23 protein-coding genes and 1 other RNA gene are annotated in these 24898 nt (G+C 62.4%); 20 read left to right on the forward strand and 4 right to left on the reverse strand.

Annotated elements, in window-relative coordinates:
- Window positions 1–161: 161 nt before the first annotated feature.
- An RNA gene (gene ffs / locus AAFO92_RS17970) (signal recognition particle sRNA small type) lies at window positions 162–260 on the reverse strand.
- A 1176-nt stretch (window positions 261–1436) separates the two neighbouring features.
- Here ffs and AAFO92_RS17975 point away from each other — a divergent pair.
- The 4 genes from AAFO92_RS17975 to AAFO92_RS17990 all read left to right on the forward strand — a co-directional run bounded on the left by AAFO92_RS17975 (window position 1437) and on the right by AAFO92_RS17990 (window position 4967).
- Window positions 1437–1940, forward strand: a complete 504-nt coding sequence (locus AAFO92_RS17975; protein WP_347537480.1) for a hypothetical protein — start codon at window positions 1437–1439, stop codon at window positions 1938–1940.
- Between the two features lie 500 nt (window positions 1941–2440).
- Complete coding sequence (gene nudC, locus AAFO92_RS17980; RefSeq protein WP_347537482.1) at window positions 2441–3406, forward strand: NAD(+) diphosphatase; 966 nt, start codon at window positions 2441–2443, stop codon at window positions 3404–3406.
- A gap of 41 nt (window positions 3407–3447) precedes the next feature.
- Window positions 3448–3915, forward strand: coding sequence for an SRPBCC family protein (locus AAFO92_RS17985; RefSeq protein WP_347537484.1), 468 nt, complete (start codon window positions 3448–3450; stop codon window positions 3913–3915).
- A gap of 128 nt (window positions 3916–4043) precedes the next feature.
- A complete protein-coding gene (locus tag AAFO92_RS17990; protein WP_347537486.1) occupies window positions 4044–4967 on the forward strand; it encodes a CehA/McbA family metallohydrolase in 924 nt (307 codons plus the stop codon).
- Between the two features lie 12 nt (window positions 4968–4979).
- Here the strand turns inward: AAFO92_RS17990 and AAFO92_RS17995 are convergent, their stop codons facing one another.
- A complete protein-coding gene (locus tag AAFO92_RS17995; protein WP_347537487.1) occupies window positions 4980–5462 on the reverse strand; it encodes a protein phosphatase in 483 nt (160 codons plus the stop codon).
- A gap of 6 nt (window positions 5463–5468) precedes the next feature.
- Window positions 5469–6308 carry a neutral zinc metallopeptidase gene (locus AAFO92_RS18000; RefSeq protein WP_347537489.1) on the reverse strand — a complete coding sequence of 280 codons (840 nt, stop codon included), beginning with the start codon at window positions 6306–6308 and terminating at the stop codon, window positions 5469–5471.
- 164 nt (window positions 6309–6472) lie between these two features.
- Between AAFO92_RS18000 and AAFO92_RS18005 the strand changes: the two genes are divergently transcribed.
- Both AAFO92_RS18005 and AAFO92_RS18010 read left to right on the forward strand, forming a co-directional pair.
- Window positions 6473–8257, forward strand: coding sequence for a DNA polymerase III subunit gamma/tau (locus tag AAFO92_RS18005; RefSeq protein WP_347537491.1), 1785 nt, complete (start codon window positions 6473–6475; stop codon window positions 8255–8257).
- Window positions 8258–8486: 229 nt separating this feature from the next.
- Window positions 8487–9128 carry a MarC family protein gene (locus tag AAFO92_RS18010; protein ID WP_347537493.1) on the forward strand — a complete coding sequence of 214 codons (642 nt, stop codon included), beginning with the start codon at window positions 8487–8489 and terminating at the stop codon, window positions 9126–9128.
- Here AAFO92_RS18010 and AAFO92_RS18015 read toward each other — a convergent pair.
- On the reverse strand, window positions 9109–9861 hold the full coding sequence (locus AAFO92_RS18015; protein WP_347537495.1) for a VWA domain-containing protein: 753 nt from the start codon (window positions 9859–9861) through the stop codon (window positions 9109–9111). The two genes, AAFO92_RS18010 and AAFO92_RS18015, sit on opposite strands and share 20 nt — an antisense overlap.
- A 51-nt stretch (window positions 9862–9912) precedes the next feature.
- Here AAFO92_RS18015 and AAFO92_RS18020 point away from each other — a divergent pair, with 51 nt between their 5' ends.
- The 14 genes from AAFO92_RS18020 to AAFO92_RS18085 all read left to right on the forward strand — a co-directional run bounded on the left by AAFO92_RS18020 (window position 9913) and on the right by AAFO92_RS18085 (window position 24897).
- On the forward strand, window positions 9913–10299 hold the full coding sequence (locus AAFO92_RS18020; protein WP_347537497.1) for an ectoine synthase: 387 nt from the start codon (window positions 9913–9915) through the stop codon (window positions 10297–10299).
- 151 nt (window positions 10300–10450) lie between these two features.
- A complete protein-coding gene (gene rplO / locus AAFO92_RS18025) occupies window positions 10451–10924 on the forward strand; it encodes a 50S ribosomal protein L15 (protein ID WP_347537499.1) in 474 nt (157 codons plus the stop codon).
- A gap of 111 nt (window positions 10925–11035) precedes the next feature.
- On the forward strand, window positions 11036–12400 hold the full coding sequence (gene secY / locus AAFO92_RS18030; protein WP_347537501.1) for a preprotein translocase subunit SecY: 1365 nt from the start codon (window positions 11036–11038) through the stop codon (window positions 12398–12400).
- The gene (locus AAFO92_RS18035; RefSeq protein WP_347537503.1) at window positions 12397–13041 is read left to right on the forward strand and encodes an adenylate kinase; all 645 of its coding nucleotides are present in this window, start codon (window positions 12397–12399) and stop codon (window positions 13039–13041) included. Before secY ends, AAFO92_RS18035 begins: the two co-directional genes overlap by 4 nt.
- Window positions 13042–13418: 377 nt before the next feature.
- Window positions 13419–13787 carry a 30S ribosomal protein S13 gene (gene rpsM / locus AAFO92_RS18040; RefSeq protein WP_347537505.1) on the forward strand — a complete coding sequence of 123 codons (369 nt, stop codon included), beginning with the start codon at window positions 13419–13421 and terminating at the stop codon, window positions 13785–13787.
- A 15-nt stretch (window positions 13788–13802) separates the two neighbouring features.
- Entirely contained in the window at window positions 13803–14192 is a 390-nt protein-coding gene (gene rpsK, locus AAFO92_RS18045) for a 30S ribosomal protein S11 (protein WP_165196943.1), read from the forward strand.
- A gap of 111 nt (window positions 14193–14303) precedes the next feature.
- Window positions 14304–15320 carry a DNA-directed RNA polymerase subunit alpha gene (locus AAFO92_RS18050; RefSeq protein ID WP_347537507.1) on the forward strand — a complete coding sequence of 339 codons (1017 nt, stop codon included), beginning with the start codon at window positions 14304–14306 and terminating at the stop codon, window positions 15318–15320.
- Window positions 15321–15437: 117 nt separating this feature from the next.
- Window positions 15438–15857, forward strand: coding sequence for a 50S ribosomal protein L17 (gene rplQ / locus AAFO92_RS18055; RefSeq protein ID WP_347537509.1), 420 nt, complete (start codon window positions 15438–15440; stop codon window positions 15855–15857).
- Between the two features lie 324 nt (window positions 15858–16181).
- Complete coding sequence (locus AAFO92_RS18060; RefSeq protein ID WP_347537756.1) at window positions 16182–17537, forward strand: trypsin-like peptidase domain-containing protein; 1356 nt, start codon at window positions 16182–16184, stop codon at window positions 17535–17537.
- Window positions 17538–17542: 5 nt separating this feature from the next.
- Window positions 17543–18850 carry a replication-associated recombination protein A gene (locus AAFO92_RS18065; protein ID WP_347537511.1) on the forward strand — a complete coding sequence of 436 codons (1308 nt, stop codon included), beginning with the start codon at window positions 17543–17545 and terminating at the stop codon, window positions 18848–18850.
- 361 nt (window positions 18851–19211) lie between these two features.
- Window positions 19212–20822 (forward strand): ABC transporter substrate-binding protein, encoded by a 1611-nt coding sequence (locus AAFO92_RS18070; RefSeq protein WP_347537513.1) that lies wholly within the window; start codon window positions 19212–19214, stop codon window positions 20820–20822.
- 38 nt (window positions 20823–20860) lie between these two features.
- Window positions 20861–22465, forward strand: a complete 1605-nt coding sequence (locus AAFO92_RS18075; protein ID WP_347537515.1) for an ABC transporter substrate-binding protein — start codon at window positions 20861–20863, stop codon at window positions 22463–22465.
- A 203-nt stretch (window positions 22466–22668) separates the two neighbouring features.
- A complete protein-coding gene (locus AAFO92_RS18080; RefSeq protein WP_347537517.1) occupies window positions 22669–23625 on the forward strand; it encodes an ABC transporter permease in 957 nt (318 codons plus the stop codon).
- 12 nt (window positions 23626–23637) lie between these two features.
- Complete coding sequence (locus tag AAFO92_RS18085; protein ID WP_347537519.1) at window positions 23638–24897, forward strand: ABC transporter permease; 1260 nt, start codon at window positions 23638–23640, stop codon at window positions 24895–24897.
- Window position 24898 lies beyond the last annotated feature (1 nt).

A 24898-nucleotide genomic window follows, 5' to 3' on the forward strand; every position in this document is an offset into this window, starting at 1 on the left:
TTAGTCCTTGTTTTGTAACCGGGTAGGCTGCGACCGGCGCTCACGGCTCGTGAACAAGGGGGCGTTTAGACAATCTGCATGGAAATGGCAATCCGTCGCTACGTGGCGGCGGCATTCGGCCACGACGTGAACGGGATTGGACGCGCGTTCCGGGAAGGCAAGGGTGAGAGGCTGGACAACGACCCAAGCGGGGCTCGTTACGGCTGCTTCCTTCCGGACCTGACCGGGTTGGCGAGGCGCTCGCCCGCGCCAACCTCTCGGGAGGTTACATAGGTGGCCCGGGGCGGATTCGCAAGGCCCTGCGCCCTGGGCATGTGCAGCGGCAGCCGCAAACGGGCAAAGCCGTTTCCTGTATCGCCCAGGTCGGTCGCGCCCAGGGCAGCGATCTCCTGACCATAGCGGCGGATACCGGGGCCGGTGTCGAAGACCACGCTGGTTTCGGGGTGTGACACGAACCGCCAGATCGGTTCGGCATGTGTTGGCAACGCATCGCTTTGCTGCACGTAACGGGCAACGATTTCACGGATCGGCGTCCGGCTGGCGACGGCAAAGCTGCACTCGGGCCATAGCGGATAGGGCCCGCCGCCATGCACGCGGAAACTGTTGGTGGCCAGCAGGAAAAGCGCGTCATCATCTACCGGCCGGCCCGCATAGCATAGCCGGGTAATACGGTTTGCGTCCGGGTCGATCAGGTGTCCCTTGTCGTCGTAGCGGGCAGGTTGCGAGAGGTCGATCGAATAACTGAGCCCAAGGATCAGGTCGAAATTATGCCCCGGGATGCGCCGGTCGATCAGCGGTTGATCCGGCTGCCCCTGCACAATCCGGTTAAAACAGGTCGCCGCGCGTTCCAGCCAGTCACGCAGCTGCGCGCCGGTTACCCGCAACCCGCAAAGCGTGTTGGGGAAAGCATAGAGGTCGGCGGCGTTTCTCAACCGGAATTCGCCCTCCGGCATGTCTGTGTAATATTTCGGCCCGCCGCGTCCGCCGGTCTTGAACGGCGCATTGGCCGACAACAGCGGCAATTCCGCATCCGGCGTGCCCTGCACCATGTGCCGCAGCGCGGAGGCCTGCGCCCTTGCGACCAGCTGTGTGGCCGGGTCGTTGCGCACCAACGCCAGGTAGCTGTGCAATGGCACGTCGCTCCTGCCCAGTGGTTTGCGGATCAGATCAAGCGTGTGCCGGTGCGCCGGGGCCAGCATTCGCCCCAGGGTCTCGTCCGGTGCTGTCCGTCTTGCGCCAGTGGTAACCGGGCGCACTTCGGACCGGTGCGCGGTGACGGACCAGCCGGAATCGCCTTTTTGCAGAACGAGGTCCAGAACCCCCAGATGCGAGCCGCGAAACCCCGCCATCACTGCCGGCGTTCCGTTCAACGTGCCCTCCCGGCTGCTCACACCGGGAAGGTCCGGCATATCGGGGTTCGGGAACACCTCATGAGTATGACCGGCCAGGATGGCGTCGATACCCGGCAGCCGTCCCAGCGTCAGCGCCGCGTTTTCCTTCATGGGGTAATGGTCGTGGCCGTCGATGCCGCTATGGGCCAGGGCGATGACGATGTCTGCCCCCGCCTCACGGATACGCGGCACCCACGCACGGGCCGCTTCGACGATATCGCGGGCGGTCAGGCGGTTCTTGAGATGATAGTGGTCCCATGTGGTGATCTGCGGCGGCAGCAGCGCGATCACCCCGATGCGCAGATCATGGGGACCGCCCCTGTCATCGATGACGCGCCGGTCCAGGATCAGAAATGGCGGCAGCAATGTCTTGTCCTCGGTTGGACGCGCGCCCTCTTTGACCACGGCATTGGCGCAGGTGGTCGGGAAGGCGGCCTCTGCCAGCGCCTCCTGCAGCCAGTCAATGCCGAAATTGAACTCGTGATTGCCGATCCCCGCCGCATCATAGCCCAGGTAATTCATGGCCGTGATCACCGGATGCGTGCCTGACCAGCCACTGCCCGGCTGCGCCGCCAGGTCACTCAGCGGCGTGCCCTGAAGGAAATCGCCGTTGTCGAACAGCAGGCAATTCGCGGCCTCCGCACGGGCGGTCTTGATCAGGCTTGCGGTGCACGCCAGGCCGAACGAGCTCTCGCGACGGTCGGCAAAGTAGTCGAACGGCAGCAGATTGGCATGAACATCGGTCGTTTCCAGCAACCTGATCTGAACATGCGGCCGATCGTTCAACAGCCGGTCCCTGTCTTCCGGAGGCGGGTCAATTATGGTCAAATTCTTTGCCTGTTCTACCGCACCGCGAATTTCGCAATTCTTTAAATCTGATCAGTGTCATACCCCCTAAGTTACTATACCATTAGGATTTTCACGCAAGTGTTAATCTCCTTAAAGTTGTTTTGTTGCCCGATTGCCCGCCTCTTGTCCCGCCGCGCGAACGGCCTTGCCCGAGGCGCCCGAAAATGCCACCGATGGCGCAACGACGCCGGGAGAGAGTAATGGAGAACGCGGAAACCGTCACCTTCGGGGGCAGCAGGCTGGACCGCGCTGCGGAACTGCGTGGGGATGCCGGGGCCTTGGCGGCGGCACAGGCACAGGGCAGGGCATCCTGCATCCTGCTGTGGCGCGGCAAGCCACTGGTGTCCGAGGACGGGTTGGACCGGCTGCTGCGGTTGGAAACGACCCACCCGCTGCTGGCAAAGGCCCCGCCCGCACTGCTTCTGGGGCGCGAAGAAGACGGCCGCCTTGTCTTTGCCAGTGACCTGTCGGACTGGATGCCGGAGGGGCTGGACGAGGGCGCGCTTGGCCAGTTTCTGGATCAGACCGAACAGTGCCACCCGGACCTGCCCGGCGGTGTCTTTGCGGAGTTGCGCCGGATCATGACCCGGCTTGATCCCCGCGACGCCGAATTGGCGGCAACCGCCAAGGCCGTGCTGGACTGGCATGTCAGCCATCGCTTCTGCGCCCGCTGCGGGGCGGAATCACAGCCAGCTCAAGCCGGCTGGCAACGCGGTTGCGCCACCTGCGGCGGCCAGCACTTTCCCAGAACGGACCCGGTCGTCATCATGCTGATAACGCATGGCAATTCTGTTCTCATGGGGCGTTCTCCGGGGTGGCCTGACGGCATGTATTCCCTGCTGGCGGGGTTCGTCGAACCCGGCGAGACCATCGAAGCCGCCGTGCGCCGCGAAGTCCGGGAAGAGGCGGGTATCAGCGTCGGGAAAGTGGGCTACCTGGCCAGCCAGCCCTGGGCCTTTCCATCGTCGCTGATGGTCGGGTGTTCGGGCGCGGCCCTGTCGCGGGAGATCGTGATTGACCCTGCCGAGATCGAAGATGCAAATTGGTTCACGCGTGAGGAAATCCTTACGGCGTTCGCCGGAACGCACCCTATCCTTTTGCCCGCGCGAAACGGGGCGATCGCGCATTTTTTGCTGCGCAACTGGCTTGCGGACACACTCTATTGAGGCAAGAATGACCCCGAGCAGAAGACAATGAAGGCCCGGCCATGAAGTTCAGCGCGAGGGAAGATATCGAAGCCCCGATCGAGTTTGTCTTTGCCCAAGTGACCGATTTTCAGGCCCTGGAAAGATCCGCCCTTCGCCGCGGGGCCGAGGTGCAGCGCGTGGATGGCAATTCGGAACCCGGCGTGGGCATGGCCTGGGATGTCTCCTTCAAGCTGCGCGGCAAGATGCGCGAGTTGAAGACAGAACTGACCCGCCTCGACGCCCCGAACAGCGTGGTGCTGTCGTCGCGGTCCAAGGCAATGGGCGGTCACATGGTGGTTGATCTGGTTGCCCTCTCGCGGGGCCGCACCCGCATGAGCATGGACCTGGAGCTGAAACCGATCAACCTGTCCTCGCGGCTTCTGGTTCAGTCGCTCAAGCTGGCGCGCGGCAACCTGACGGGGCGATACAAGCTGCGCATCGCGGATTTTGCCCGCGACATCGAAGATCGCTACACCCGCAAGGGGTAGGCGCCCTGCTCACCCGCCAAAAAAAGAAGTCCGGGGTCGCCAACGGGCTTGATCGGCCTCGCAGCACTGTTAGCCTGATCCCGATTCAACGCCAGACAATCCACCGCCAGACCAATTGAGGCCCGACAATGACCGTTAATGCCTTTACCGCGCCGGGTCGTTTCCTGCGCGGCAATCTGCACACGCATTCCAACCTGTCCGATGGCGCGCTGGACCCGGCCGAAGTCTGTCGTCGCTACAAGGCGGAGGGATACGACTTCATCAGCCTGACGGATCATTTCGTGGGCCTTTTCGATTATCCCATCTCGGACACCAAGGCCTTTCGCGATGCCGGTTTCACCACCATACTCGGTGCGGAACTGCATTCCGGGGCAATGGAAAACGGCGAGATCTGGCACATCCTTGCGGTTGGCCTGCCCGAGGGTTTCGCCCCGTCCAACACGCCGGATTTCACGCCCCTGGACGGCCAGGAAACCGGACCCGAACTGGCGCAGCGCGCCCGCGACGCGGGCGCATTCGTGGCCGTGGCGCATCCGCACTGGTCGGGGATGACAACGGCCGATGCACGGTCGATCGAGGCTGCCCATGCGGTCGAGGTCTACAACCACGGCTGCGGCGTCGATTGCGACCGTGCCGAGGGGTTCCATACCGCCGATCTGTTGTTGAACGAGGGGCGGCGGGTCACGCTGATCGCTACCGACGACGCCCATTTTTCCAGCAATGACGCCTTTGGTGGCTGGGTCATGGTCAAGGCGCCGGAAAACACGCCCAACGCGTTGCTCGAGGCGCTCAAGGCCGGGCATTTCTACGCCAGCCAGGGTCCCGAGCTGCGCGATGTCGAACTGGTCGGGGAGACACTGACCGTCACCTCTTCGCCGGTCGAGACGGTGATCGTGATGGGCGAGGGGTCACGCACGAAGACCGTGCACGGAACGGCAATGACCCGGACGCGGCTTTACCTCAACCCGGTCAAGCACAGCCGGTGGATCAGGATCGCGGTGGTTGACCGGGCTGGCAAACGCGCCTGGTCGAACCCGATCTGGCGGCGGTGATCCGGGCGCCATCTAGCCCGACACGGCCCAACGCATCTGTGCCTCGGTTTCCACCGCGCAGGGCCTTACCGCGCGCAGGCGGGCAAGGGCGGCGTCGGGCGCCTCGCCGGATTCGACCATCAGCCGAAGCACCGCCATGCCCGACCTTCCGCAACCGCCGTTGCAGTGAAACAGGACGCGCCCCCCGCCCTGAACCGCCGCCAGCGCCGCCCGGGCGGCGCTGTGCCAGGCCTCTTCGATCTCGGGCGTCGGCGCGCCGAAATCCTCGATCGGCAGATGCATCCAGCGTGTACCCATGTTCTGCAGGTCATTGCCAAGATCATCTGCGCCCTTGGCAACCATCTCGGCCCGCGTGGTCATCGAAATCACGATGGCCGGTTTCCAATCCCGCAGGTGCTGCAGATCACTTTTGTAATCCCCTGCGCGCCCCGGCAGGGGCGACAGCGCGACAATCCCGTCACTGAGCGGCAGCGCATATATGACGAAGGTTGACATCGCACCTTAGAGCCGATCGGCGCTGAACGTGTCGCACTGGCCAGGATCGCCGCTTTGATAGCCCGTCGCGAACCAGCGCGAGCGTTGTTCCGACGTGCCATGGGTAAAGGTGTGCGGCTGCGGCACGCGGCCGGCACGTTTCTGCAGGTGGTCGTCACCGATCTTGCGCGCGGCATTCAGCGCCTCTTCGAGATCACCGGGCTCCAGCATTCCCTGGACCGCGCGCGCCCAGACCCCGCTGAGGCAATCCGCCTGCAGTTCCAGCCGGACGGTCAGGGCATTGGCCTCGGTCTGGCTGGCTGCCTGGCGGCGCTTGTTGACTTCGGACAGGATGCCCAGCTCGTTCTGGACATGGTGCGCGACCTCATGGGCAATCACGTAGGCGGCGGCGAAATCGCCCCTGGCACCCATCTGGCGCGCCAGGGTGGCGAAGAACTCGGTGTCCAGATAGGCCTTGCGGTCGGCCGGACAATAGAACGGCCCGGTTGCGCCCGAGGCGTTTCCGCAAGGGCTGCTTGTCACGCCGGAATAAAGCACCATCACCGGCGGGCGGTAAGGCTTGCCCACCTGCTCGGGGAATATCGCTCCCCAGACCTCTTCGGTGGTTGCCAATACGCGGGCCGAGAATTCGCCCGCCTGCTTCTCCTCGGCGGTCAGTTCGCGCGGCGCGCTGCTTTGTGGCACACCGCCCTGTCCCTGCAGCAGTGGCGTGATGTCGATCCCCGCGAAATACCCGACCGCCAGCACCACCAGGAGGCCAACGCCGCCGATGCCCGCCCCGGCCCGGCCACCGCGCCGCCTGCGATCTTCGACATTCCCACTGCCGCGCACACCCCTTAACCGCATCCCGTATCTCCTGTTTGCTTCACGTCCCAGCATACACTCTTTTGAACAAAACGTGACCGGAATAATCCTTGCCCAAGGCAGGGCAGGCTCCCCCCGCCGCGTCTGGCGGGCAATCGCCGCGAAGCGATCGCTGGACCTTGGCCCGGCCAGCCCATAGGCTGAACATGCGATTCCCAGATTACAGGCTGCCCCGCGTGACAGAAACCACCGCCTACAAGGTCCTTGCCCGGAAATACCGGCCCGAAACCTTTGCCGATCTTGTCGGTCAGGACGCGATGGTGCGGACGCTGAAGAACGCGTTCCAGGCGGACCGCATTGCCCAGGCCTTCATCATGACCGGCATTCGCGGCACCGGCAAGACCACCACCGCGCGGATCATCGCCAAGGGGATGAACTGTATCGGCCCCGATGGCACGGGTGGCCCCACGACCGAGCCCTGCGGCCAGTGCGAGCACTGCACCGCGATCATGGAAGGCCGCCATGTCGACGTGATGGAGATGGACGCAGCCAGCCGCACCGGCGTGGGCGACATCCGCGAAATCATTGATGCGGTGCGCTATCGCGCGGCTTCTGCCCGCTACAAGATCTACATCATCGACGAGGTTCACATGTTGTCTACCAGCGCGTTCAACGCGCTGCTGAAGACGCTGGAAGAACCGCCTGAACACGTGAAATTCATCTTTGCCACCACCGAGATCCGCAAAGTGCCGGTGACGGTGCTCAGCCGCTGCCAGCGATTTGACCTGCGCCGGATCGAGCCCGAGGTGATGATTGGCCTGCTGCGCCGCATCGCCGGCGCCGAGGGTGCCGAGATCAGCGATGACGCGCTGGCGCTTATCACCCGTGCCGCCGAGGGGTCGGCGCGGGATGCGACCTCGTTGCTGGATCAGGCGATCAGCCACGGTGCCGGTGAGACAACGGCGGATCAGGTGAGGGCCATGCTGGGGCTGGCGGATCGCGGCCGGGTGCTGGATCTCTTTGACCTGATCATGAAAGGCGACGCGGCGGGGGCGCTGACGGAACTTTCCGGCCAATATGCCGAAGGCGCGGACCCGATGGCGGTGCTGCGCGATCTGGCCGAGGTCACGCATTGGATATCGGTCGTCAAGATCACGCCCGAGGCCGCCGAAGACCCCACCATCAGCCCCGATGAACGCACCCGCGGCCAGGCGATGGCCGCGGCGCTGCCGATGCGGGTGATGACGCGGATGTGGCAGATGCTGCTGAAGGCATTGGACGAGGTCGCCGCCGCCCCGAACGCGATGATGGCCGCCGAGATGGCAGTGATCCGACTGACCCATGTGGCCGATCTGCCCAGCCCGGAAGAGCTTGTGCGCAAGCTGCGCGACACGCCCGCGCCGCCACCGGGGTCGACGGGCGGCGGGACCCCCGTGCAAGGCACCGGTGCGCCTGCGGCGGGCGTGGGGGCCTCGGCTGTCGCCTCGGCCCGGCCACCCTCGGGCGCCGGAACCGGGCCGCAGGCCGCATTGGCCACGGATACCGAGACAGCGCTGGCGCGGTACCCGACCTTTGACCATGTGGTCGAACTGATCCGCGCCAACCGCGACGTGAAGCTGCTGGTCGAGGTCGAGGCCCATGTTCGTCTGGCCGGCTATCGGCCCGGACGTATCGAATTCGTGCCGGACGAGGCCGCGCCCGGCGATCTGGCGCAGCGGCTTGGCGCATCGCTGCAACGCTGGACCGGTAACAGATGGGCGGTGACCGTCGTCAACGAGGGCGGCGCGGAAACCATTGCCGAGAAACGCGACGCCGCCGATCTCGCGCTCAGGGCCGAGGCCAGGGAACATCCGCTGGTCCAGGCGGTGTTCGATGCGTTCCCTGAGGCAAAAATCACCACGATCCGCACCCCCCAGGAGCAGGCGGCACAGGCACAGGCCGAAGCCCTGCCCGAAGTGGATGACGAATGGGATCCGTTCGAAGAAGACTGAGCGGCCCTGACCTGTTCTAAGGCCGCACCTGCCCGCGAAGGAGCCTTGCGGCAAACGGGGAAAAGTGACGCGGCTTTCCACGGGTCAGATCCCGGCTGGTGCGACATGAAAGTCCGCCGCTCAGCACCACGGCCGTGATTGCCGGTGTCCGGCTGCCAGCCTTCACCACGTTGCTATCCCGCCAGACATCTGGCAAGGCATTCTGAAAATCGCATTCGGACCTGACACATTGCCCCTCCTTGATATCGACAACCTGATCCGGGAATTCATTACCCTTTTTGTGGTGATTGACCCCATCGGTACATTACCCGTCTTCTATTTCGCGGTTTCGGGCGTGCCCGAACAGCTGCACTGGCGGCTTGCGGTACGCGCGGTTGCGGTGGCGGCGGTTGTTTTGTTGATGTTTCTCGTCATAGGCCAGATCGTACTTGAGGCCATCGGATTGCGGCTGGGGTCGTTCCAGATCGCGGGGGGCATCATCCTGTTTCTCTTTGCGCTGACGATGATCTTCGGCGAGGCGAAACCCGCGCGCGACATCGAGGAGGCCGAGCGGGATCATATGAGCGGGGCCGTGTTTCCGCTGGCCATGCCTTCGATCGCGTCCCCTGGTGCGATGCTGGCAATCGTGATCCTGACGGACAACAACCGCAACTCGATACCGGACCAGATGGTGACGGCGGGTGTCTTGATGGTCGTGCTGGTCATCACGCTCTTCTTGCTGCTGCTGGCATCAAGGTTGAAGCGTGTGCTCGGGAATACCGGCGCCAGTGTCATCAGCCGGGTCATGGGCATGATCCTGGCCACCGTGGCGGTGGATTCCGTTCTGAACGGTCTTGAGGTCGTGGGGGTGTTCAGCCTGCCATCGGCATGACCGGGTGGCGTGACCGTCCGATCAGCGCGCAGCCCAGCGTTTCGCGCAGCGCCTCAGCCAGTTCGTCCACGGTCTTGGTCGAGACATAGCGGCCGCCCGTTCCGTCGCTGAGGCATTTTGCAACCGACGCGCCGTCGGAATAGATGCCGGCCTCGGGGCTGTCCCAGGCAAAGGGGTCGGCCACCACGCGGAAACCGATGACGTGAATCGTCAGGTCACGCGCCGACAGGGCCAGTTCCTTGCCGGTGGCGCAGGGGCGGCCGCCGCAGGTTTCGTTGCCATCGGTCACCAGCACCACGATGGCGCGCTGGCGGCGATAGTCCAGCAGCTCGGCGGCGGCGCGGACCGATGCGGTCAGCGGCGTCAGGCCGTTGGGGTCCAGGTCGTCGACCGCGTCTATCACCGGTTGGGCGGCATCCGGACGCGGGGTGAATTTCACGGTGATCCCCTCGCAGGAGCCCTCTGCCCCGGGCCCATAGACCAGCAGGCCGATCCGGCGCACCGGGGCGATCTGCGGCATGGCGCGGCGCAGCGCCTGCCTTGCGTCCTCGATACGGGTTGGCGCGGTCTGGTCGAACCCCAGTTCCGCCATCGAGGCCGAGCCGTCGAACACCAGCATCGCATCCGCCGCACAATCCGCGGCCGCCATCACCGCGGGCGAGGGCGCCAGCGCCGCCGACAGCGCCACCGCGCCGGCAAGGGTGAATAGGGATTTCCCGGTGCCCGTTCTCATGCTGCAAATCTGGCACTAGAATGCCTTCGAAATCAATGAAAGGACCGTGCGATGTTTGTCAAAACTCTGTCAGAAACCCTCAACACCCCCGCCCATGTGACCGGCGAGGCGTTCGAGAGCCGCCGCATCCTGCTGGCTTCAGACGGGCTGGGATATTCCTTTCACGATACGGTGGTCAGGCAGGGCAGCACCCAACGGCTGGAATACAAGAACCATATCGAGGCGAATTACTGTATCGAGGGCGAAGGAGAAGTCGAAGAGGTCGCCACGGGCCGGGTCTGGCCGCTGAAACCCGGCACGATGTACGTGCTGGACCGCCACGATGCCCATATTATCCGCGCCACCCATGGCGATCTGCGCTTCATCTGCATCTTCACGCCCGCGCTCAGCGGCGAGGAAACCCATGATGCCGATGGCAGCTATGCGGCCGCGGGCTAAGCGGCGTTGCCCCAATCACATGCTTGCATCGTGCCAAGCTTGGGTCTATACGCGCCCGGTGGCCCCGCGGGGCTGCTGATTCAGCAACAAGAAATGCCGTGGTTGGCCCAGTTCACGCTTCGGGGGTCACATCCGGCTTAGGAGAAGCGAAATGAAACTGAATGAACTGCGCGACAATCCTGGCGCGACCAAGAAACGCAAACGTGTTGGCCGGGGCCCGGGCTCGGGCATGGGCAAGACGGCTGGCCGCGGTATCAAGGGCCAGAAATCCCGCTCGGGTGTGGCGATTGCCGGGTACGAAGGCGGCCAGATGCCGCTTTATCAACGGCTGCCGAAACGCGGATTCAACAAGCCCAACCGCAAGCAATATGCCGTCGTGAACCTGGGCCTGATCCAGAAATTCGTCGATGCCAAGAAACTGGACGCCAAGAAAGCCATCACCGAGGACGTTCTGCTGGAAACCGGCGTCGTGCGCCGCAAGCTTGACGGGGTGCGGATCCTGGCCAAGGGCGAAATCAGCGCCAAGGTACAGCTGGAAGTGACCGGTGCCTCGAAATCGGCGATCGAAGCGGTGGAAAAAGCCGGTGGTAAACTGACCATCACTTCCGCGCAGGCGGCCGAATAAGAGGTTGTGGCAGGCGCAAGCGCGCCTTACATAGACCCCAAGTTTTCCTTTTGACGCCGCCCGAGCTGGAAAACAGCTTGTGGCGGCGTTGACTTTAGAGAGAGACCGCGAATGGTATCTGCAGCAGAGCAAATGGCCGCCAACACCAGCTGGTCGGCGCTTGGCAAGGCAACCGATCTTCGCAACCGCATCCTGTTCACGCTTGGTTTGTTGATCGTCTACCGCCTGGGGACCTACATCCCCGTACCGGGCATCGACGGTGCCGAGCTGCGCGCCTTCATGGAGGAAGCCTCGCAGGGGATCGGTGGTATCCTGTCGATGTTTACCGGTGGCGCGCTCGGGCGGATGGGTATCTTTGCCCTGGGGATCATGCCCTATATCAGCGCCTCGATCATCGTTCAGCTGATGACGGCGATGGTGCCGCAGCTGGAACAGCTCAAGAAAGAGGGCGAGCAGGGCCGCAAGAAGATCAACCAGTACACGCGCTACGGCACGGTGCTGCTGGCGACGCTGCAATCCTACGGCATGGCGGTCAGCCTGCAATCGGGCGGTCTGGCGACCGATCCGGGCATGTTCTTCATCGTCTCGTGCATGATCACCCTGGTAGGCGGCACCATGTTCCTGATGTGGCTGGGTGAACAGATCACCGCCCGCGGTGTCGGCAACGGCATTTCGCTTATCATCTTTGTCGGTATCATCGCCGAGCTTCCCGCCGCCCTGGCGCAGTTCTTTGCCAGCGGCCGCAGCGGGGCGATCAGCCCGGCGGTCATCATCGGGGTGATGATCCTTGTGGTGGTCACGATCGCCTTCGTCGTGTTCATGGAACGCAGCCTGCGCAAGATCCACATCCAGTATCCGCGCCGTCAGGTCGGGATGAAGGTCTATGACGGCGGGTCCAGCCACCTGCCGGTCAAGGTCAACCCGGCGGGCGTGATCCCGGCAATCTTTGCCAGCTCGCTTCTGCTGCTGCCGGTGACGGTCAGCACGTTCTCGGGCAACCAGACCAGTCCGATCATGTCGACCATCCTGGCCTATTTCGGCCCGGGACAGCCGGCCTATCTGCTGTTCTTCACCCTGATGATCGTGTTCTTTGCCTATTTCTACACCTACAACGTGTCATTCAAACCCGATGACGTGGCCGACAACCTGAAGAACCAGAACGGGTTTGTTCCCGGCGTGCGCCCGGGCAAGAAAACCGCGGAATACCTGGAATATGTGGTCACCCGGGTGCTGGTCCTGGGCTCGGCCTATCTGGCCGCGGTCTGCCTGTTGCCGGAGATCCTGCGCAGCCAGTTGCAGATCCCGTTCTATTTCGGCGGTACCTCGGTGCTGATCGTGGTGTCGGTGACGATGGACACGATCCAGCAGGTCCAGTCGCATCTGCTGGCGCATCAATACGAAGGTCTAATTGAGAAATCACAATTGAGCGGCAAGGGTCGCAAGCGTTCGCGCAGAAAGGGGACGACACGCCGATGAATATTATACTTCTTGGACCGCCGGGTGCCGGCAAGGGAACGCAGGCCCACCTGTTGGTGGAGGGCCGCAACATGATCCAGCTGAGCACGGGCGACATGCTGCGCGAAGCCAAGGACAGCGGCACGCCGATGGGCAAGAAGGTGGCAGACGTGATGGCGCGCGGGGATCTTGTGACCGACGATATCGTCATCGGCCTCATTCGCGAAAAACTGCAGGGCGACAAGAAGGGCGGGTTCATCTTCGACGGTTTCCCGCGGACGCTGACCCAGGCGGATGCGCTGGCGGAGCTTTTGAACGAGACCGGCGAGACGCTCGACAAGGTCGTGGCGATGGAAGTCAATGATGATGCGCTGGTGGCGCGGATCACCGCCCGGTCGACCTGCGCGGGCTGTGGTGAGGTCTACAACGACATCACCAAGCCGATCCCGGCGGACGGCAAATGCACCAAATGCGGCAACACCGAGTTCAAGCGCCGGGCCGATGACAACGAGGAAAGCCTCAAGAACCGCCTGATGGAATATTACAAGAAAACCTCGATGCTGATCGGCTATTACCACGCCAAGGGCAACCTGAGCTGGGTCAACGGGCTGGGCGAAATTGACGAGGTTCGGGCTGAAATCGAGGCGGCATTAGACGCCTGAGCCGGTCCCGCCTGGCTTCGTTTGCAGTTGGGCTTGCTGTGGGCGTTCCTGGTCGGTTTTTTCGCGAAACAGGTGGTCGAATAGCCGAGTTGTCATTTTGACCATCGTGCCGGTGAAACCTCGGGCGGATACGTTTTGACACAGAACTTCGACGCCGAATTTGCCCTAGTGCAGGTTAAGTTTTGTCGGGGGGTTGACGCCCCCTTAAAATCCCCATAACCAGCACCATCTCTCACGAGAATTGATTCTGTTCCGGGGCGCGCCCGAAGTGGAATCGACCACCTGAATTCAGCTGCGGCCCGGAGCGAAATCGCCTCGGGCTTACGTTGTGAAAAAAGGTTCTGGAGCTACGGAACCGCAACGAAAGGAAAAGACACGTGGCACGTATTGCCGGCGTAAACATCCCGACCTCGAAACGGGTCCCGATCGCCCTGACTTATATCACCGGAATTGGCCATTCGACCGCCAAGGCCATCTGCGAAGCCGTGAACATCGACCAGTCGCGTCGTGTGAACGAGCTGAGCGATGCCGAGGTACTGGCCGTTCGCGAACATATCGATGCCAACCTGAACGTCGAGGGCGATCTGCGCCGCGAAGTCCAGATGAACATCAAGCGCCTGATGGACCTGGGCTGCTATCGCGGTCTGCGTCACCGCCGCAACCTGCCGGTTCGCGGTCAGCGCACCCACACCAATGCCCGCACCCGCAAGGGCCCGGCGAAACCCATCGCCGGTAAGAAGAAGTAAGGGAGGGCACCAGATATGGCACGCGATACTCGTCGTACGAAGAAAAAGGTTTCCAAGAACATCGCCACCGGCGTTGCTCATGTGAACTCGTCCTTCAACAACACCAAGATCCTGATCTCGGACGTGCAGGGCAATGCCATCGCATGGTCCTCGGCAGGCACCATGGGCTTCAAGGGCTCGCGCAAATCCACGCCTTACGCCGCGCAGATGGCCGCCGAAGATGCCGGCCGCAAGGCGCAGGAACACGGCATGCGCACGCTGGAAGTCGAAGTGCAGGGGCCCGGCTCGGGCCGTGAAAGCGCCCTGCGCGCGCTGGCCGCTGTCGGTTTCAACATCACCTCGATCCGTGATGTGACCCCGATCGCCCACAATGGCTGCCGCCCGCCGAAACGCCGCCGGGTCTGATCCTTATTACTATCTTTGGGGCCACGTTTTTCTGCGCGGCCCCAATCCGTCATTTTAACCTCGGGCGTTCCGCCTTTTGGACATGAGGGCAGAGCAGGAATGGAGGGACACATGATCCACAAGAACTGGGCCGAACTAATCAAGCCGACACAGCTGGAAGTCAAGCCGGGCAATGACCCGATCCGCCAGGCGACCGTCGTGGCGGAACCGCTGGAGCGCGGTTTTGGCCTGACCATGGGCAACGCGCTGCGCCGCGTGCTGCTGTCAAGCTTGCAGGGCGCGGCCATCACCAGCGTTCAGATCGACAACGTGCTGCACGAGTTTTCGTCAGTGGCCGGTGTACGCGAAGACGTGACCGACATCGTCCTGAACCTCAAGGGTGTCAGCCTGCGCATGGAAGTCGAAGGCCCCAAGCGCCTGTCGATCAATGCCAAGGGTCCGGGTGTCGTCACCGCCGGTGACATCAGCGACAGCGCCGGCATCGAGATCCTGAACAAGGATCACGTGATCTGTCACCTGGATGAGGGCGCCGACCTGTTCATGGAACTGACCGTGAATACCGGCAAGGGCTACGTCGCCGCCGACAAGAACAAGCCCGAGGACGCGCCGATCGGCCTGATCCCGGTCGATGCGATCTATTCGCCGATCAAGAAAGTCAGCTATGACGTGCAGCCGACCCGCGAGGGGCAGGTTCTGGATTATGACAAGCTGACCATGAAGATCGAAACCGACGGGTCGATCACGCCGGACGATGCGGTGGCCTTTGCCGCGCGGATCATCCAGGATCAGCTTAGCATCTTCGTCAACTTCGAAGAGCCGGAATCGGCCAGCCGTCAGGACGAAGACGACGGTCTGGAATTCAACCCGCTTCTGCTGAAAAAGGTGGACGAGCTGGAACTGTCTGTGCGTTCGGCCAACTGCCTGAAGAACGACAACATCGTCTATATCGGCGACCTGATCCAGAAGACCGAAGCCGAGATGCTGCGGACACCCAACTTCGGCCGCAAGTCGCTGAACGAGATCAAGGAAGTCCTGAGCGGCATGGCGCTGCATCTGGGCATGGATGTCGAAGATTGGCCGCCGGACAATATCGAGGATCTGGCCAAGAAATTCGAAGACGCGTTCTAAGGCGCGTCTTCACCACTGCCCGGGCTGGTCCGGGGAAAACATGGGCAATCCCGCCCCAAGGAGAGCGGCTGACACGCATCAGACCGCTGGACAAAGCAAAAGAGAAGGAATATCACAATGCGTCACGCACGAGGCTACCGCCGCCTGAACCGCACCCATGAGCACCGCAAGGCGCTGTGGGCGAACATGGCCGGCTCGCTGATCGAACACGAACAGATCAAGACCACCCTGCCCAAGGCAAAAGAACTGCGCCGGGTGGTGGAAAAGCTGATCACCCTGGGCAAACGCGGCGATCTGCACGCCCGCCGCCAGGCCGCCAGCCAGCTCAAGCAGGACCAGTACGTTGCCAAGCTGTTCGACGTTCTGGGCCCGCGTTACAAAGAGCGTAACGGCGGTTATGTCCGCGTCCTGAAGGCCGGTTTCCGGTACGGTGACATGGCGCCGATGGCGATCATCGAATTCGTTGACCGCGACGTCGACGCCAAAGGCGCCGGTGACAAGGCCCGCGTTGCCGCCGAAGAGGCAGCCGAAGAATAAGCTGGCCGGAAAAATTCCGTGCCGGACGAACCCCCGCCAGGATCGGCGGGGGTTTTTGTTTGGAGGGATAATTGTACCAAAGCCGCCATTCAGACCGCCTTGGCGGCGTTGCGCGACAAACAGTCTAAGGGTACGGCCCGGATGTCGCGAAGCGCGCCGCCGTTCACGCGGGAACTGGTTCGATTGCCTTGGCTGCCATGGCCCTAGCAGGCATGGTTTCGTTCTTGGGCTGGCGTTGAAAGCTTGCACTGTAGCGGCGCACTACGCATATCTTGTTCAGAATTGCAGGAGGGGCTGTTGCTGAGGTTTTTTGCGATCCTGTTGATGATCTGGCCGGCATGTGCCGTGGCCCAGACCCGCGTGCCCGAAGACCAGGCACAAATACAGTTGAGCTTTGCCCCTGTGGTGCGCGCGGCGGCGCCGGCGGTGGTGAACATCTATGCCAAGCGGGTGGTGAACGTCCGCGCCAGCCCGTTTCGGGGCGATCCCTTCTTCGACAATCTCTTCCGCGATTTCGGCGCGCCGCGCCAGCGGGTGGAAAACTCTCTGGGATCCGGCGTGATCCTGTCCGGGGACGGGATCGTGGTGTCGAACTACCACGTGGTGGGCCAGGCCACGGATATCCGCGTTGTCCTGACAGACAGGCGGGAATTTTCCGCGCGTGTCCTGCTGGCGGATGAAGAAAGCGATCTGGCGGTCCTGCAGATAGACGATGCAGACGGCGCGCTGCCTGCCTTGGAGCTGCGCGACAGTGACAGTGTCGAGGTGGGTGAACTGGTGCTGGCCATCGGCAACCCGTTCGGCGTGGGCCAGACCGTCAGCAGCGGCATCGTCTCGGGGCTGGCGCGGTCGGGCGTCGCGATGGGCAATGCGCGCGGGTATTTCATCCAGACCGACGCGCCGATCAATCCGGGCAATTCCGGCGGGGCGCTGGTGGACATGGCCGGGCGGTTGATCGGGATCAACACGTGGATCCTGTCGCGCTCGGGCGGGTCGAACGGCATCGGCTTTGCCATCCCGAGCGCCCTCGTGGCGGAGTTCGTGGCGCAGGCCCGCGCCGGGAAGGACCGGTTCACGCGGCCCTGGGCGGGCCTCAGCGGCCAGCCGGTGATGGCGGATATGGCGGAAAGCCTTGGGCTTGACCGCCCTGGCGGGATCGTGATTTCGCAGGTCCACGCGCAAAGCCCGTTCCGCGAGGCCGGGATTCGGCCCGGCGATGTGATCACAGAGGTTGACGGCCAGCCCGTGAATACCCCGGCCGAAATGATCTATCGCATGTCGGTGGCGGGCATGGGCGCCACGTCCAGCCTCAGCGTGATCCGCGACGGCACCAAGGAGGCGGCCACCGTGGCCCTGATCCCGGCGCCCGATGATCCGCCCCGTGCCGAGGTTCAGACCGGTCGGCTGTCGGCCATTCCCGGCATGACCTTGTCAAACATCAATCCGGCGGTGATCGACGAATACGGCCTGTCCTTGTCCGCAACCGGGGTGTTGGTTGTCGATCCGGGGCGCGCGGGGCTGCGGGCCGGGCTGCGAAAGGGTGACATCCTGCGCGGGATCAACGATGAGGCGGCCGCCGACACCGGCACCGCGGCGGCGCTGCTTGAACAGCGGATGCGCTGGCTGTCACTGGACGTTCAGCGCGGCACGCAGCGCAGCGTGCTGCGGTTCAGGTTGTAGCGCGCATGGCGGATCTCTTCGATACCGCGCCCGGGTCCGTGCCCGATACCGCGCCGCGCCCCCTGGCCGACCGGCTGCGCCCGCGCAAATTGTCCGAGGTGATCGGGCAGGACCAGGTGCTGGGGCCCGAGGCGCCCCTGGGGGTGATGCTGTCCTCGGGCTCGTTGGGCTCGCTCGTGTTCTGGGGGCCGCCCGGCGTGGGCAAGACCACCATCGCGCGGCTTCTGGCCGACGAGACCGACCTGCATTTCGTCCAGATCAGCGCCATCTTCACCGGCGTGCCGGAACTGCGCAAGGTTTTCGAGGCGGCCAAGCACCGGCGCGCAAACGGGCAGGGGACGCTGCTTTTCGTCGATGAAATCCACCGTTTCAACAAGGCTCAGCAGGACGGGTTCCTGCCGCATATGGAGGATGGAACGATCCTGCTGGTGGGGGCGACGACGGAAAACCCCAGCTTCGAACTGAACGCCGCGCTGCTGAGCCGGGCGCAGGTGCTGGTGCTGGAACGGCTGGACCTGGCCGATCTGGAACGCCTTGCGCAGCGCGCCGAGAAGGAACTGGGCAAGGCGCTGCCGTTGGACGGTGCGGCGCGCGAGGCGCTGCTGGAGATGGCCGATGGCGATGGCCGGACGCTCTTGAACCTGATCGAGCAGGTCGCAGCCTGGCGGGTCGATGGCAAGCTGGACACCGATGCGCTGACCACCCGGCTGATGAAACGCGCCGCCAAATACGACAAGAGCGGCGACGAACATTACAACCTGATCTCGGCCCTGCACAAATCGGTGCGCGGATCCGACCCCGACGCCGCGCTTTACTGGTTTGCCCGGATGCTGACCGGGGGCGAAGACCCGCGATACCTGGCGCGGCGGATCACCCGCATGGCGGTCGAGGATATCGGCCTGGCCGATCCGCAGGCGCAGGGCATCTGCGTACAGGCCTGGCAAACCTATGAACGCCTTGGCAGTCCCGAGGGGGAACTGGCCCTGGCGCAGGCGGTGACCTACCTGGCGCTGGCCCCCAAGTCGAACGCCGGTTACGTGGCGTACAAGGCGGCAATGAAGGAAGCCAAGCGCACCGGTTCGGAGCCGCCGCCCAAGCATATTCTCAATGCACCCACATCCCTGATGAAGGACCAGGGCTATGGCGAGGGGTATGCGTATGACCACGATGCCGAGGACGGGTTTTCGGGCCAGAACTACTTTCCCGATGGCGTCAAGCGGCCAGTCCTCTATCAACCGGTAGAGCGCGGTTTCGAGCGCGAGTTGAAGCGGCGGCTGGATTATTTCAGCAAGCTGCGGGCCAAGCGAAACTGATCCACCGGGCTCTCCGTAAGCGGGCAAACCCGCCATCTCTGGCGGAACGGCAAATTCGCAAATCTCGTGAAATCCCGCATGATGTCGTTTTCTGACCATCTCATATTCCCGGCAGAAAGACGGCAAAATATATTGTGACCGGATATAAACATCTGAAAATACTTCTTTTTCAGGGCTGAAAGCAAATTTCTTCTGAATTTCCCCGCTGCGGGCTGGATGGATCATTATTTTCGTGTTTTGCTGTGAATATGTCGCAAATGAACTGCCGCCCGACGTTCTGGACCGAGAAACTTTACCTGACTGGTCAGACCATCGGCAGTTTATAATCATGATAAGACTGAAAAAGTCACAGGGAGAGACTATGACAAACGCAAAAGATAAACTGATGATCGACCGGCTGGCTGCCGCCGCGCGCGAAGGCAAGATTTCGCGCCGCTCTTTCATGAACTATTCCGTTGCTGCCGGCATGACAGCTTCTGCAGCAACGGGTCTGTGGGGAACCACGGCCAAGGCCGCCCCGGCGAAAGGCGGCACGTTCCGCCTTGGTGCCCATGATGGCAACACATCGGACACCCATGATCCGGGCACTTATGTGACCTTCGCGATGATTCAGCTGGCGCATACGTTCCGCGCCTATCTGACGCTGATCGAACCCGATGGATCGCTTGGGCCGGATGTCGCGTCCGAATGGTCGGCGACGCCCGACGCCAAGGAATGGACGTTCAAGATCAATGACCGGGCGACATTCCACAGCGGCGGCAAGGTGACGGCAAATGACGTGATCGCGTCAATGAACCACCACCGCGGCGAAGCGTCGACCTCGGCGGCCAAGGCGCTGTTGGCGGATGTCGAGGATCTTGTGGATAACGGTGACAACTCGGTCACCTTCAAGCTGGGCTCGGGCAACGCCGATCTGCCCTGGCTGATGACCGATTATCACCTGCCGATCATCCCGGCGAACGAAGACGGCACGGCCAATTGGCAGTCCGGTGATGGCTGCGGCCCCTACAAGCTGGACAATGCCGAATTTGGTGTCAGCTACAGCCTGACGCGGCATGAGGAATGGCACCTTGAAGGTGCCTATTTCGATGCGGTCGAGATCACCGTTCTGAATGACCCGAACGCGCGTCAGACGGCGCTGGTGACAGGGGATGTGGACGCCATCACGCAGCTGGAACTCAAGACCCTGGCCCTGTTGCAGCGCGACCCGAATATCGAGATTGACAACGTGCCTTCGGCGGCAGCGATCACCATGCCGATGCTGATCGACCAGGCGCCGTTCGATAACGTCGATGTAAGGAACGCACTGAAACTGGCGGTGAACCGCGAAGAGTTGATCGAGAAGATCGCCTTTGGCGCGGCGACCGTGGGCAACGATTTCCACCATTCGCCGGCAATGCCTTATTGGCCTGATGACATCCCGCAGCGCGAATATGATCCCGAACAAGCCAAAGCTCTGCTCAAGAACGCCGGGGCCGAGGGCTTGACGGTGAACCTGAGCGTCGCGGATTCGGTATATTCCGGTGCGGTCGACATGTGCGTGCTTTATGCCGAACATGCCAAAGCAGCGGGTATCACCATCAACGTTCAGCGTGAGCCGAACGATGGATATTATTCCGATGTCTGGCTGAAGAAACCGTGGTGTGCGGTCCAGTGGGGCGCGCGCCCGACCCCGGACGTGATGTATTCGCTGGCCTACAAGGACGATGCGGCCTGGAACGAAAGCCATTGGAAAAACCCGCGCTTCAACGAGCTGTTGCGGGCGGCCAAGGCTGAGCTGGACGAGGCCAAGCGCGCCGAGATGTATCGCGAGATGGCGATGCTGGCCCGCGATGATGGCGGTACGGTGATCCCGTTCTTCCCCAATTTCGTCTATGCGCGCCGCAAGAACGTCATGCACGGCGAAAACCTTGCCGCCAGCTGGCAGATGGACGGCGCCCGCGCCGCGAGCCGCTGGTGGTTTGAAGGATAAGATAACTACTCGAAAACTCACAGGGAGATACTAGGACTATGGTTAAAGATCAGATGCTGATCGACCGGCTTGCAGATGCTGCCCGCGAGGGCAGGATCTCGCGCAGGTCGTTCATGAACTATTCGGTGGCCGCGGGGATGACCGCGTCTGCCGCGACCGGATTATGGGGCACCTCGGCCAGGGCCGAGCCCAAGCGGGGTGGCACATTCCGGATCGCACAGCATGACGGCAATACCGCGGACCAGATGGACCCCGGCCAGTACCAGTCGAACTTCGAAATCGCGTTCGGGCATACGGTGCGTGCCTACCTGACCATGATCAACGCGGATGGGACGCTGGGCCCCGACGTTGCCAAGGAATGGTCGGCAACCCCGGATGCGACCGAGTGGACCTTTGTGCTTGATGAGCGGGCGACGTTCCACGATGGCAACAAGGTGACAACCACCGACCTGCTTGCATCCATGAACCACCACCGGGGCGAAGGGTCGACCTCGGCGGCCAAGGCGCTGCTGGCGGATGTGACGGATATCGTCGACAACGGCGATAACTCGATCACCTTCAAGCTGGCGGCCCCCAATGCCGACCTGCCCTGGATCATGCCCGACTATCACCTGACCATCCTGCCCGCCAACGAAGACGGCACGGCGAACTGGCAGTCGGGTATGGGCTGCGGACCCTACAAGGTGGCCGAGCTGGAATTCGGTGTCGGTGGCCGTTTCGTGCGGCATGAGGAATGGCACGGTGAAGGGGCCTATTTCGACGAGGTCCAGATGCTGGTCATCAATGACCCGAATGCCCGTCAGACCGCGCTTGTGACCGGGGACGTCGATTCAGCGAGCCTGCTGGAAAACAAGACGCTGGGATTGCTGGGTCGCGACCCCAATGTCGAGGTCGACAACATTTCCTCGGCACAGTGCATCACCATGCCCATGCACGTGGATGTGGCGCCCTTCGATAACAACGATGTGCGGCTGGCGCTGAAATACGCGATCAACCGCGAAGAACTGGTCGAAAAGATCACCTTCGGCGCGGCCACCGTCGGCAATGACTTCCACCATTCGCCGGCAATGCCATACTGGCCCGAAGACATCCCGCAGCGGGAATATGATCCGGACAAGGCCAAGTTCCACCTCAAGCAGGCGGGCATGGACAGCCTTGATGTCAGCTTCTCCACCGCCGAATCGATCACGACCGGCGCGGTGGATGCCGCCGTTCTCTATGCCGAACACGCCAAGGCGGCGGGCATCAACATCAAGGTCGTGCGCGAGCCGAACGATGGCTACTGGTCGGATGTCTGGCTGGTCAAACCCTGGTGCATGGTCACCTGGGGGGCGCGTCCCACGCCTGACGTGATGTACAGCCTGGCGTACAAGGACGACGCGGCCTGGAACGAGTCACACTGGAAACATCCCGAGTTCAACAAGCTGCTCCGTCAGGGCAAGGCGGAACTGGATGACGCCAAGCGTCGGGAAATCTACCGTGACATGGCAATGCTTGCGCGTGATGAGGGCGGCACGGTCATTCCGTACTTCCCGAACTTCGTCTACGGGCGCCGCGCCAACTGCAAGCACAGCGGCACCGTATCGCCGGCCTGGCAGATGGACGGATACCGCCATTGCAGTCGCTGGTGGTTCGACGGCTAAGCCTGGAAATGACAAACCCGGCGCCCGTTGCGCCGGGTTTTTCCTTTTCGGAATCCGAAAATTGTGTAGGGTTTCAGAACAAACTGCCTGAATGACGATTGTTCACAACGGATTACCGGACGTTCAAGGCCAATAAAACATACACTCCGGCTCTGCCTGGGCATATCCAATTCAGGGCTGCAGTGCCAACACAGGAGGGACAGATGGGAGACATTCTAGGGCTCGTTGGGAAACGGCTCGGTCTCGGATTGGTGATTCTGTTTGTAATCTCAATCATTATTTTCTTCATGATCCTGCTGCTGCCGGGCGATCCGGCCCAAGCAGTACTGGGTCAGGGGGCGACCGAGGATAACCTTGCCGCTTTGCGCAAGGAGATGGAGCTGGATAAACCCGCCATCGTCAGGTATCTGGGATGGCTGTCCGGTGCCGTAACGCTTGATTTCGGCAATTCCATCGTGACGAAAGAGCCGGTGATCTCGCTGATCGGCGAGCGGTTCATGAACACGCTGTTCCTGGCAGCCTATGCCGCGGTCATCGCGGTTCCCGTCGCCATCATCCTGGGTATCCTGGTGGCGCTGCTGCGCAACTCGATCTTCGACCGGGTGGCCAACGTGGCGACGCTGACCTCGATCTCGTCTCCCGAGTTTTTCCTGGGCTATATCCTGATCCTCTACTTCTCGGTCAAATGGGGCATGTTCCCGGCGATCTCGAGCCTGAGCGATGGGATGACCTTCTGGCAATTGCTTGAACGCACCTTCCTGCCCGCGCTCACGCTGGTGCTGGTGGTTGTCGCGCACATGATGCGGATGACCCGTGCCGCGATCATCAACCTTCTGGCCAGCCCCTATATCGAAATGGCGCGGCTCAAGGGCACACCGCCCTGGAAGGTGATCGTGAAACACGCGCTGCCCAATGCCTGGGCGCCGATCATCAACGTGGTGGCACTGAACCTGGCCTACCTGATTACCGGCGTTGTCCTGGTTGAGGTGGTGTTCGTCTATCCGGGCATCGGCCAGGCGCTGGTCGACGCGGTTTCCAAGCGTGACTTCCCCGTCGTTCAGGCCTGCTGCTTGATTTTCGCCGCGACCTTCATCCTGCTTAACCTGGCAGCCGATGTTGGCGCAATCCTGACCAACCCGCGTTTGCGGCACCCGAAATAGGAGGACAAAGTCATGGAAGAAACAAATGCTCTGGTCCTCGGACTGTCGACGACGCAATTCGTCATCTATTACTATTTGGTCCTGCTGGGCGTCTCTTGCGCGGCGGCCTTTTACAATAAGCGGCAGGTTTTCCTGCTGGCCTTCTCGCTGACGCTGGTCTCGTTCGTTCTTGGCATCGTCGGCGGTGTCGGCGCGCTCAAGGCGGTGGCCATCTGCGCCGGGCTTCTGGGCTTTACGGCAATGGTGTCCTACGCCTTCCGGGAATTCCTGATCCAGTTGGCTGAAAGCAACGTGGGTGCGTCATTCACCGGTAATCCGCCGTTATTTTATGGCGGATTGCTCATTCCCGTGGCGCTTTTTGTCCTGTCTGCAATCATGGGCTGGCCGCTCAGGGAAATCTCGGTGGCGCTTTTCATCGTCGTCATCCTGTTGCTGGCGATGACAACGGAAACCGCCAAGGAGTTGCGTACTGCACCCCTGACCGCGGCCTTCGGGATGTTCGTTGTGTTTACCTACGCAATCGCCGGCATCTTCGCGCCCTATATCGCCCCGCATGGCGAGGCCGAGGTAATCTCGTCCGCCTTCGCGCCGGCGGATTCCGATATGCTTCTGGGCGCTGACCAGCTGGGCCGTGACATGTTCAGCCGGATCGTCTATGGCGCGCGCAACTCTGTCGGGCTGGCCCTTACGGCAACGATCGCGGCCTTCGTCCTTGGGGCGGGTGCCGGCTTGCTGGCTGCCACCAAGGGCGGCTGGTTCGATCAGCTCATGGGCCGTGTCGCCGACGTGATCATGTCGATCCCGTCGCTGATCTTTGCCCTGCTGATGCTGTCGATCTTCGGTCCCAGCACGCCGGTCATCATCTGTGCCGTCGCCGTCATTTACGCGCCAAGGGTTTTCCGCCTGACGCGCGCGGTTGCCGGCAACGTCGTGGTGATGGACTATATCGAGGCAGCAAAGCTGCGTGGCGAAGGCACTGGTTACCTGATCCGCCGCGAGATCCTGCCCAACTCGACCGCCCCGCTGGTGGCTGAATTCGGGCTGGAATTCTGCTTTGTGTTCCTGCTGGTCGCGGGCCTCAGCTTCCTGGGGCTGGGCATCCAGCCGCCCACCGCGGACTGGGGATCAATGGTGCGTGAGAACGCGACGCTGATCTCGTTCGGCGACATCACACCGCTGATTCCGGCGGCGGCCATCGCGCTGCTGACGGTGGCGGTCAACTTCGTGGTTGACTGGATGCTGTTCCGGTCCTCCGGTCTGAAGGAGCAATAAT

Origin of the sequence: Roseovarius sp. CAU 1744 (assembly GCF_039839345.1) — a bacterium.
Taxonomy (GTDB): Bacteria; Pseudomonadota; Alphaproteobacteria; order Rhodobacterales; family Rhodobacteraceae; genus Roseovarius.

What these genes read in the sequence shown, in the direction of transcription:
- AAFO92_RS17975 (WP_347537480.1), top strand. Translation starts at nt 1,437, where the DNA reads ATGACCGGCCAGGATGGCGTCGATACCCGGCAGCCGTCCCAGCGTCAG.
- nudC (WP_347537482.1), top strand. Translation starts at nt 2,441, where the DNA reads ATGGAGAACGCGGAAACCGTCACCTTCGGGGGCAGCAGGCTGGACCGC.
- AAFO92_RS17985 (WP_347537484.1), top strand. Translation starts at nt 3,448, where the DNA reads ATGAAGTTCAGCGCGAGGGAAGATATCGAAGCCCCGATCGAGTTTGTC.
- AAFO92_RS17990 (WP_347537486.1), top strand. Translation starts at nt 4,044, where the DNA reads ATGACCGTTAATGCCTTTACCGCGCCGGGTCGTTTCCTGCGCGGCAAT.
- AAFO92_RS17995 (WP_347537487.1), bottom strand. Translation starts at nt 5,462, where the DNA reads ATGTCAACCTTCGTCATATATGCGCTGCCGCTCAGTGACGGGATTGTC.
- AAFO92_RS18000 (WP_347537489.1), bottom strand. Translation starts at nt 6,308, where the DNA reads ATGCGGTTAAGGGGTGTGCGCGGCAGTGGGAATGTCGAAGATCGCAGG.
- AAFO92_RS18005 (WP_347537491.1), top strand. Translation starts at nt 6,473, where the DNA reads ATGCGATTCCCAGATTACAGGCTGCCCCGCGTGACAGAAACCACCGCC.
- AAFO92_RS18015 (WP_347537495.1), bottom strand. Translation starts at nt 9,861, where the DNA reads ATGAGAACGGGCACCGGGAAATCCCTATTCACCCTTGCCGGCGCGGTG.
- AAFO92_RS18020 (WP_347537497.1), top strand. Translation starts at nt 9,913, where the DNA reads ATGTTTGTCAAAACTCTGTCAGAAACCCTCAACACCCCCGCCCATGTG.
- rplO (WP_347537499.1), top strand. Translation starts at nt 10,451, where the DNA reads ATGAAACTGAATGAACTGCGCGACAATCCTGGCGCGACCAAGAAACGC.
- secY (WP_347537501.1), top strand. Translation starts at nt 11,036, where the DNA reads ATGGTATCTGCAGCAGAGCAAATGGCCGCCAACACCAGCTGGTCGGCG.
- AAFO92_RS18035 (WP_347537503.1), top strand. Translation starts at nt 12,397, where the DNA reads ATGAATATTATACTTCTTGGACCGCCGGGTGCCGGCAAGGGAACGCAG.
- rpsK (WP_165196943.1), top strand. Translation starts at nt 13,803, where the DNA reads ATGGCACGCGATACTCGTCGTACGAAGAAAAAGGTTTCCAAGAACATC.
- AAFO92_RS18050 (WP_347537507.1), top strand. Translation starts at nt 14,304, where the DNA reads ATGATCCACAAGAACTGGGCCGAACTAATCAAGCCGACACAGCTGGAA.
- rplQ (WP_347537509.1), top strand. Translation starts at nt 15,438, where the DNA reads ATGCGTCACGCACGAGGCTACCGCCGCCTGAACCGCACCCATGAGCAC.
- AAFO92_RS18060 (WP_347537756.1), top strand. Translation starts at nt 16,182, where the DNA reads ATGATCTGGCCGGCATGTGCCGTGGCCCAGACCCGCGTGCCCGAAGAC.
- AAFO92_RS18065 (WP_347537511.1), top strand. Translation starts at nt 17,543, where the DNA reads ATGGCGGATCTCTTCGATACCGCGCCCGGGTCCGTGCCCGATACCGCG.
- AAFO92_RS18070 (WP_347537513.1), top strand. Translation starts at nt 19,212, where the DNA reads ATGACAAACGCAAAAGATAAACTGATGATCGACCGGCTGGCTGCCGCC.
- AAFO92_RS18075 (WP_347537515.1), top strand. Translation starts at nt 20,861, where the DNA reads ATGGTTAAAGATCAGATGCTGATCGACCGGCTTGCAGATGCTGCCCGC.
- AAFO92_RS18080 (WP_347537517.1), top strand. Translation starts at nt 22,669, where the DNA reads ATGGGAGACATTCTAGGGCTCGTTGGGAAACGGCTCGGTCTCGGATTG.
- AAFO92_RS18085 (WP_347537519.1), top strand. Translation starts at nt 23,638, where the DNA reads ATGGAAGAAACAAATGCTCTGGTCCTCGGACTGTCGACGACGCAATTC.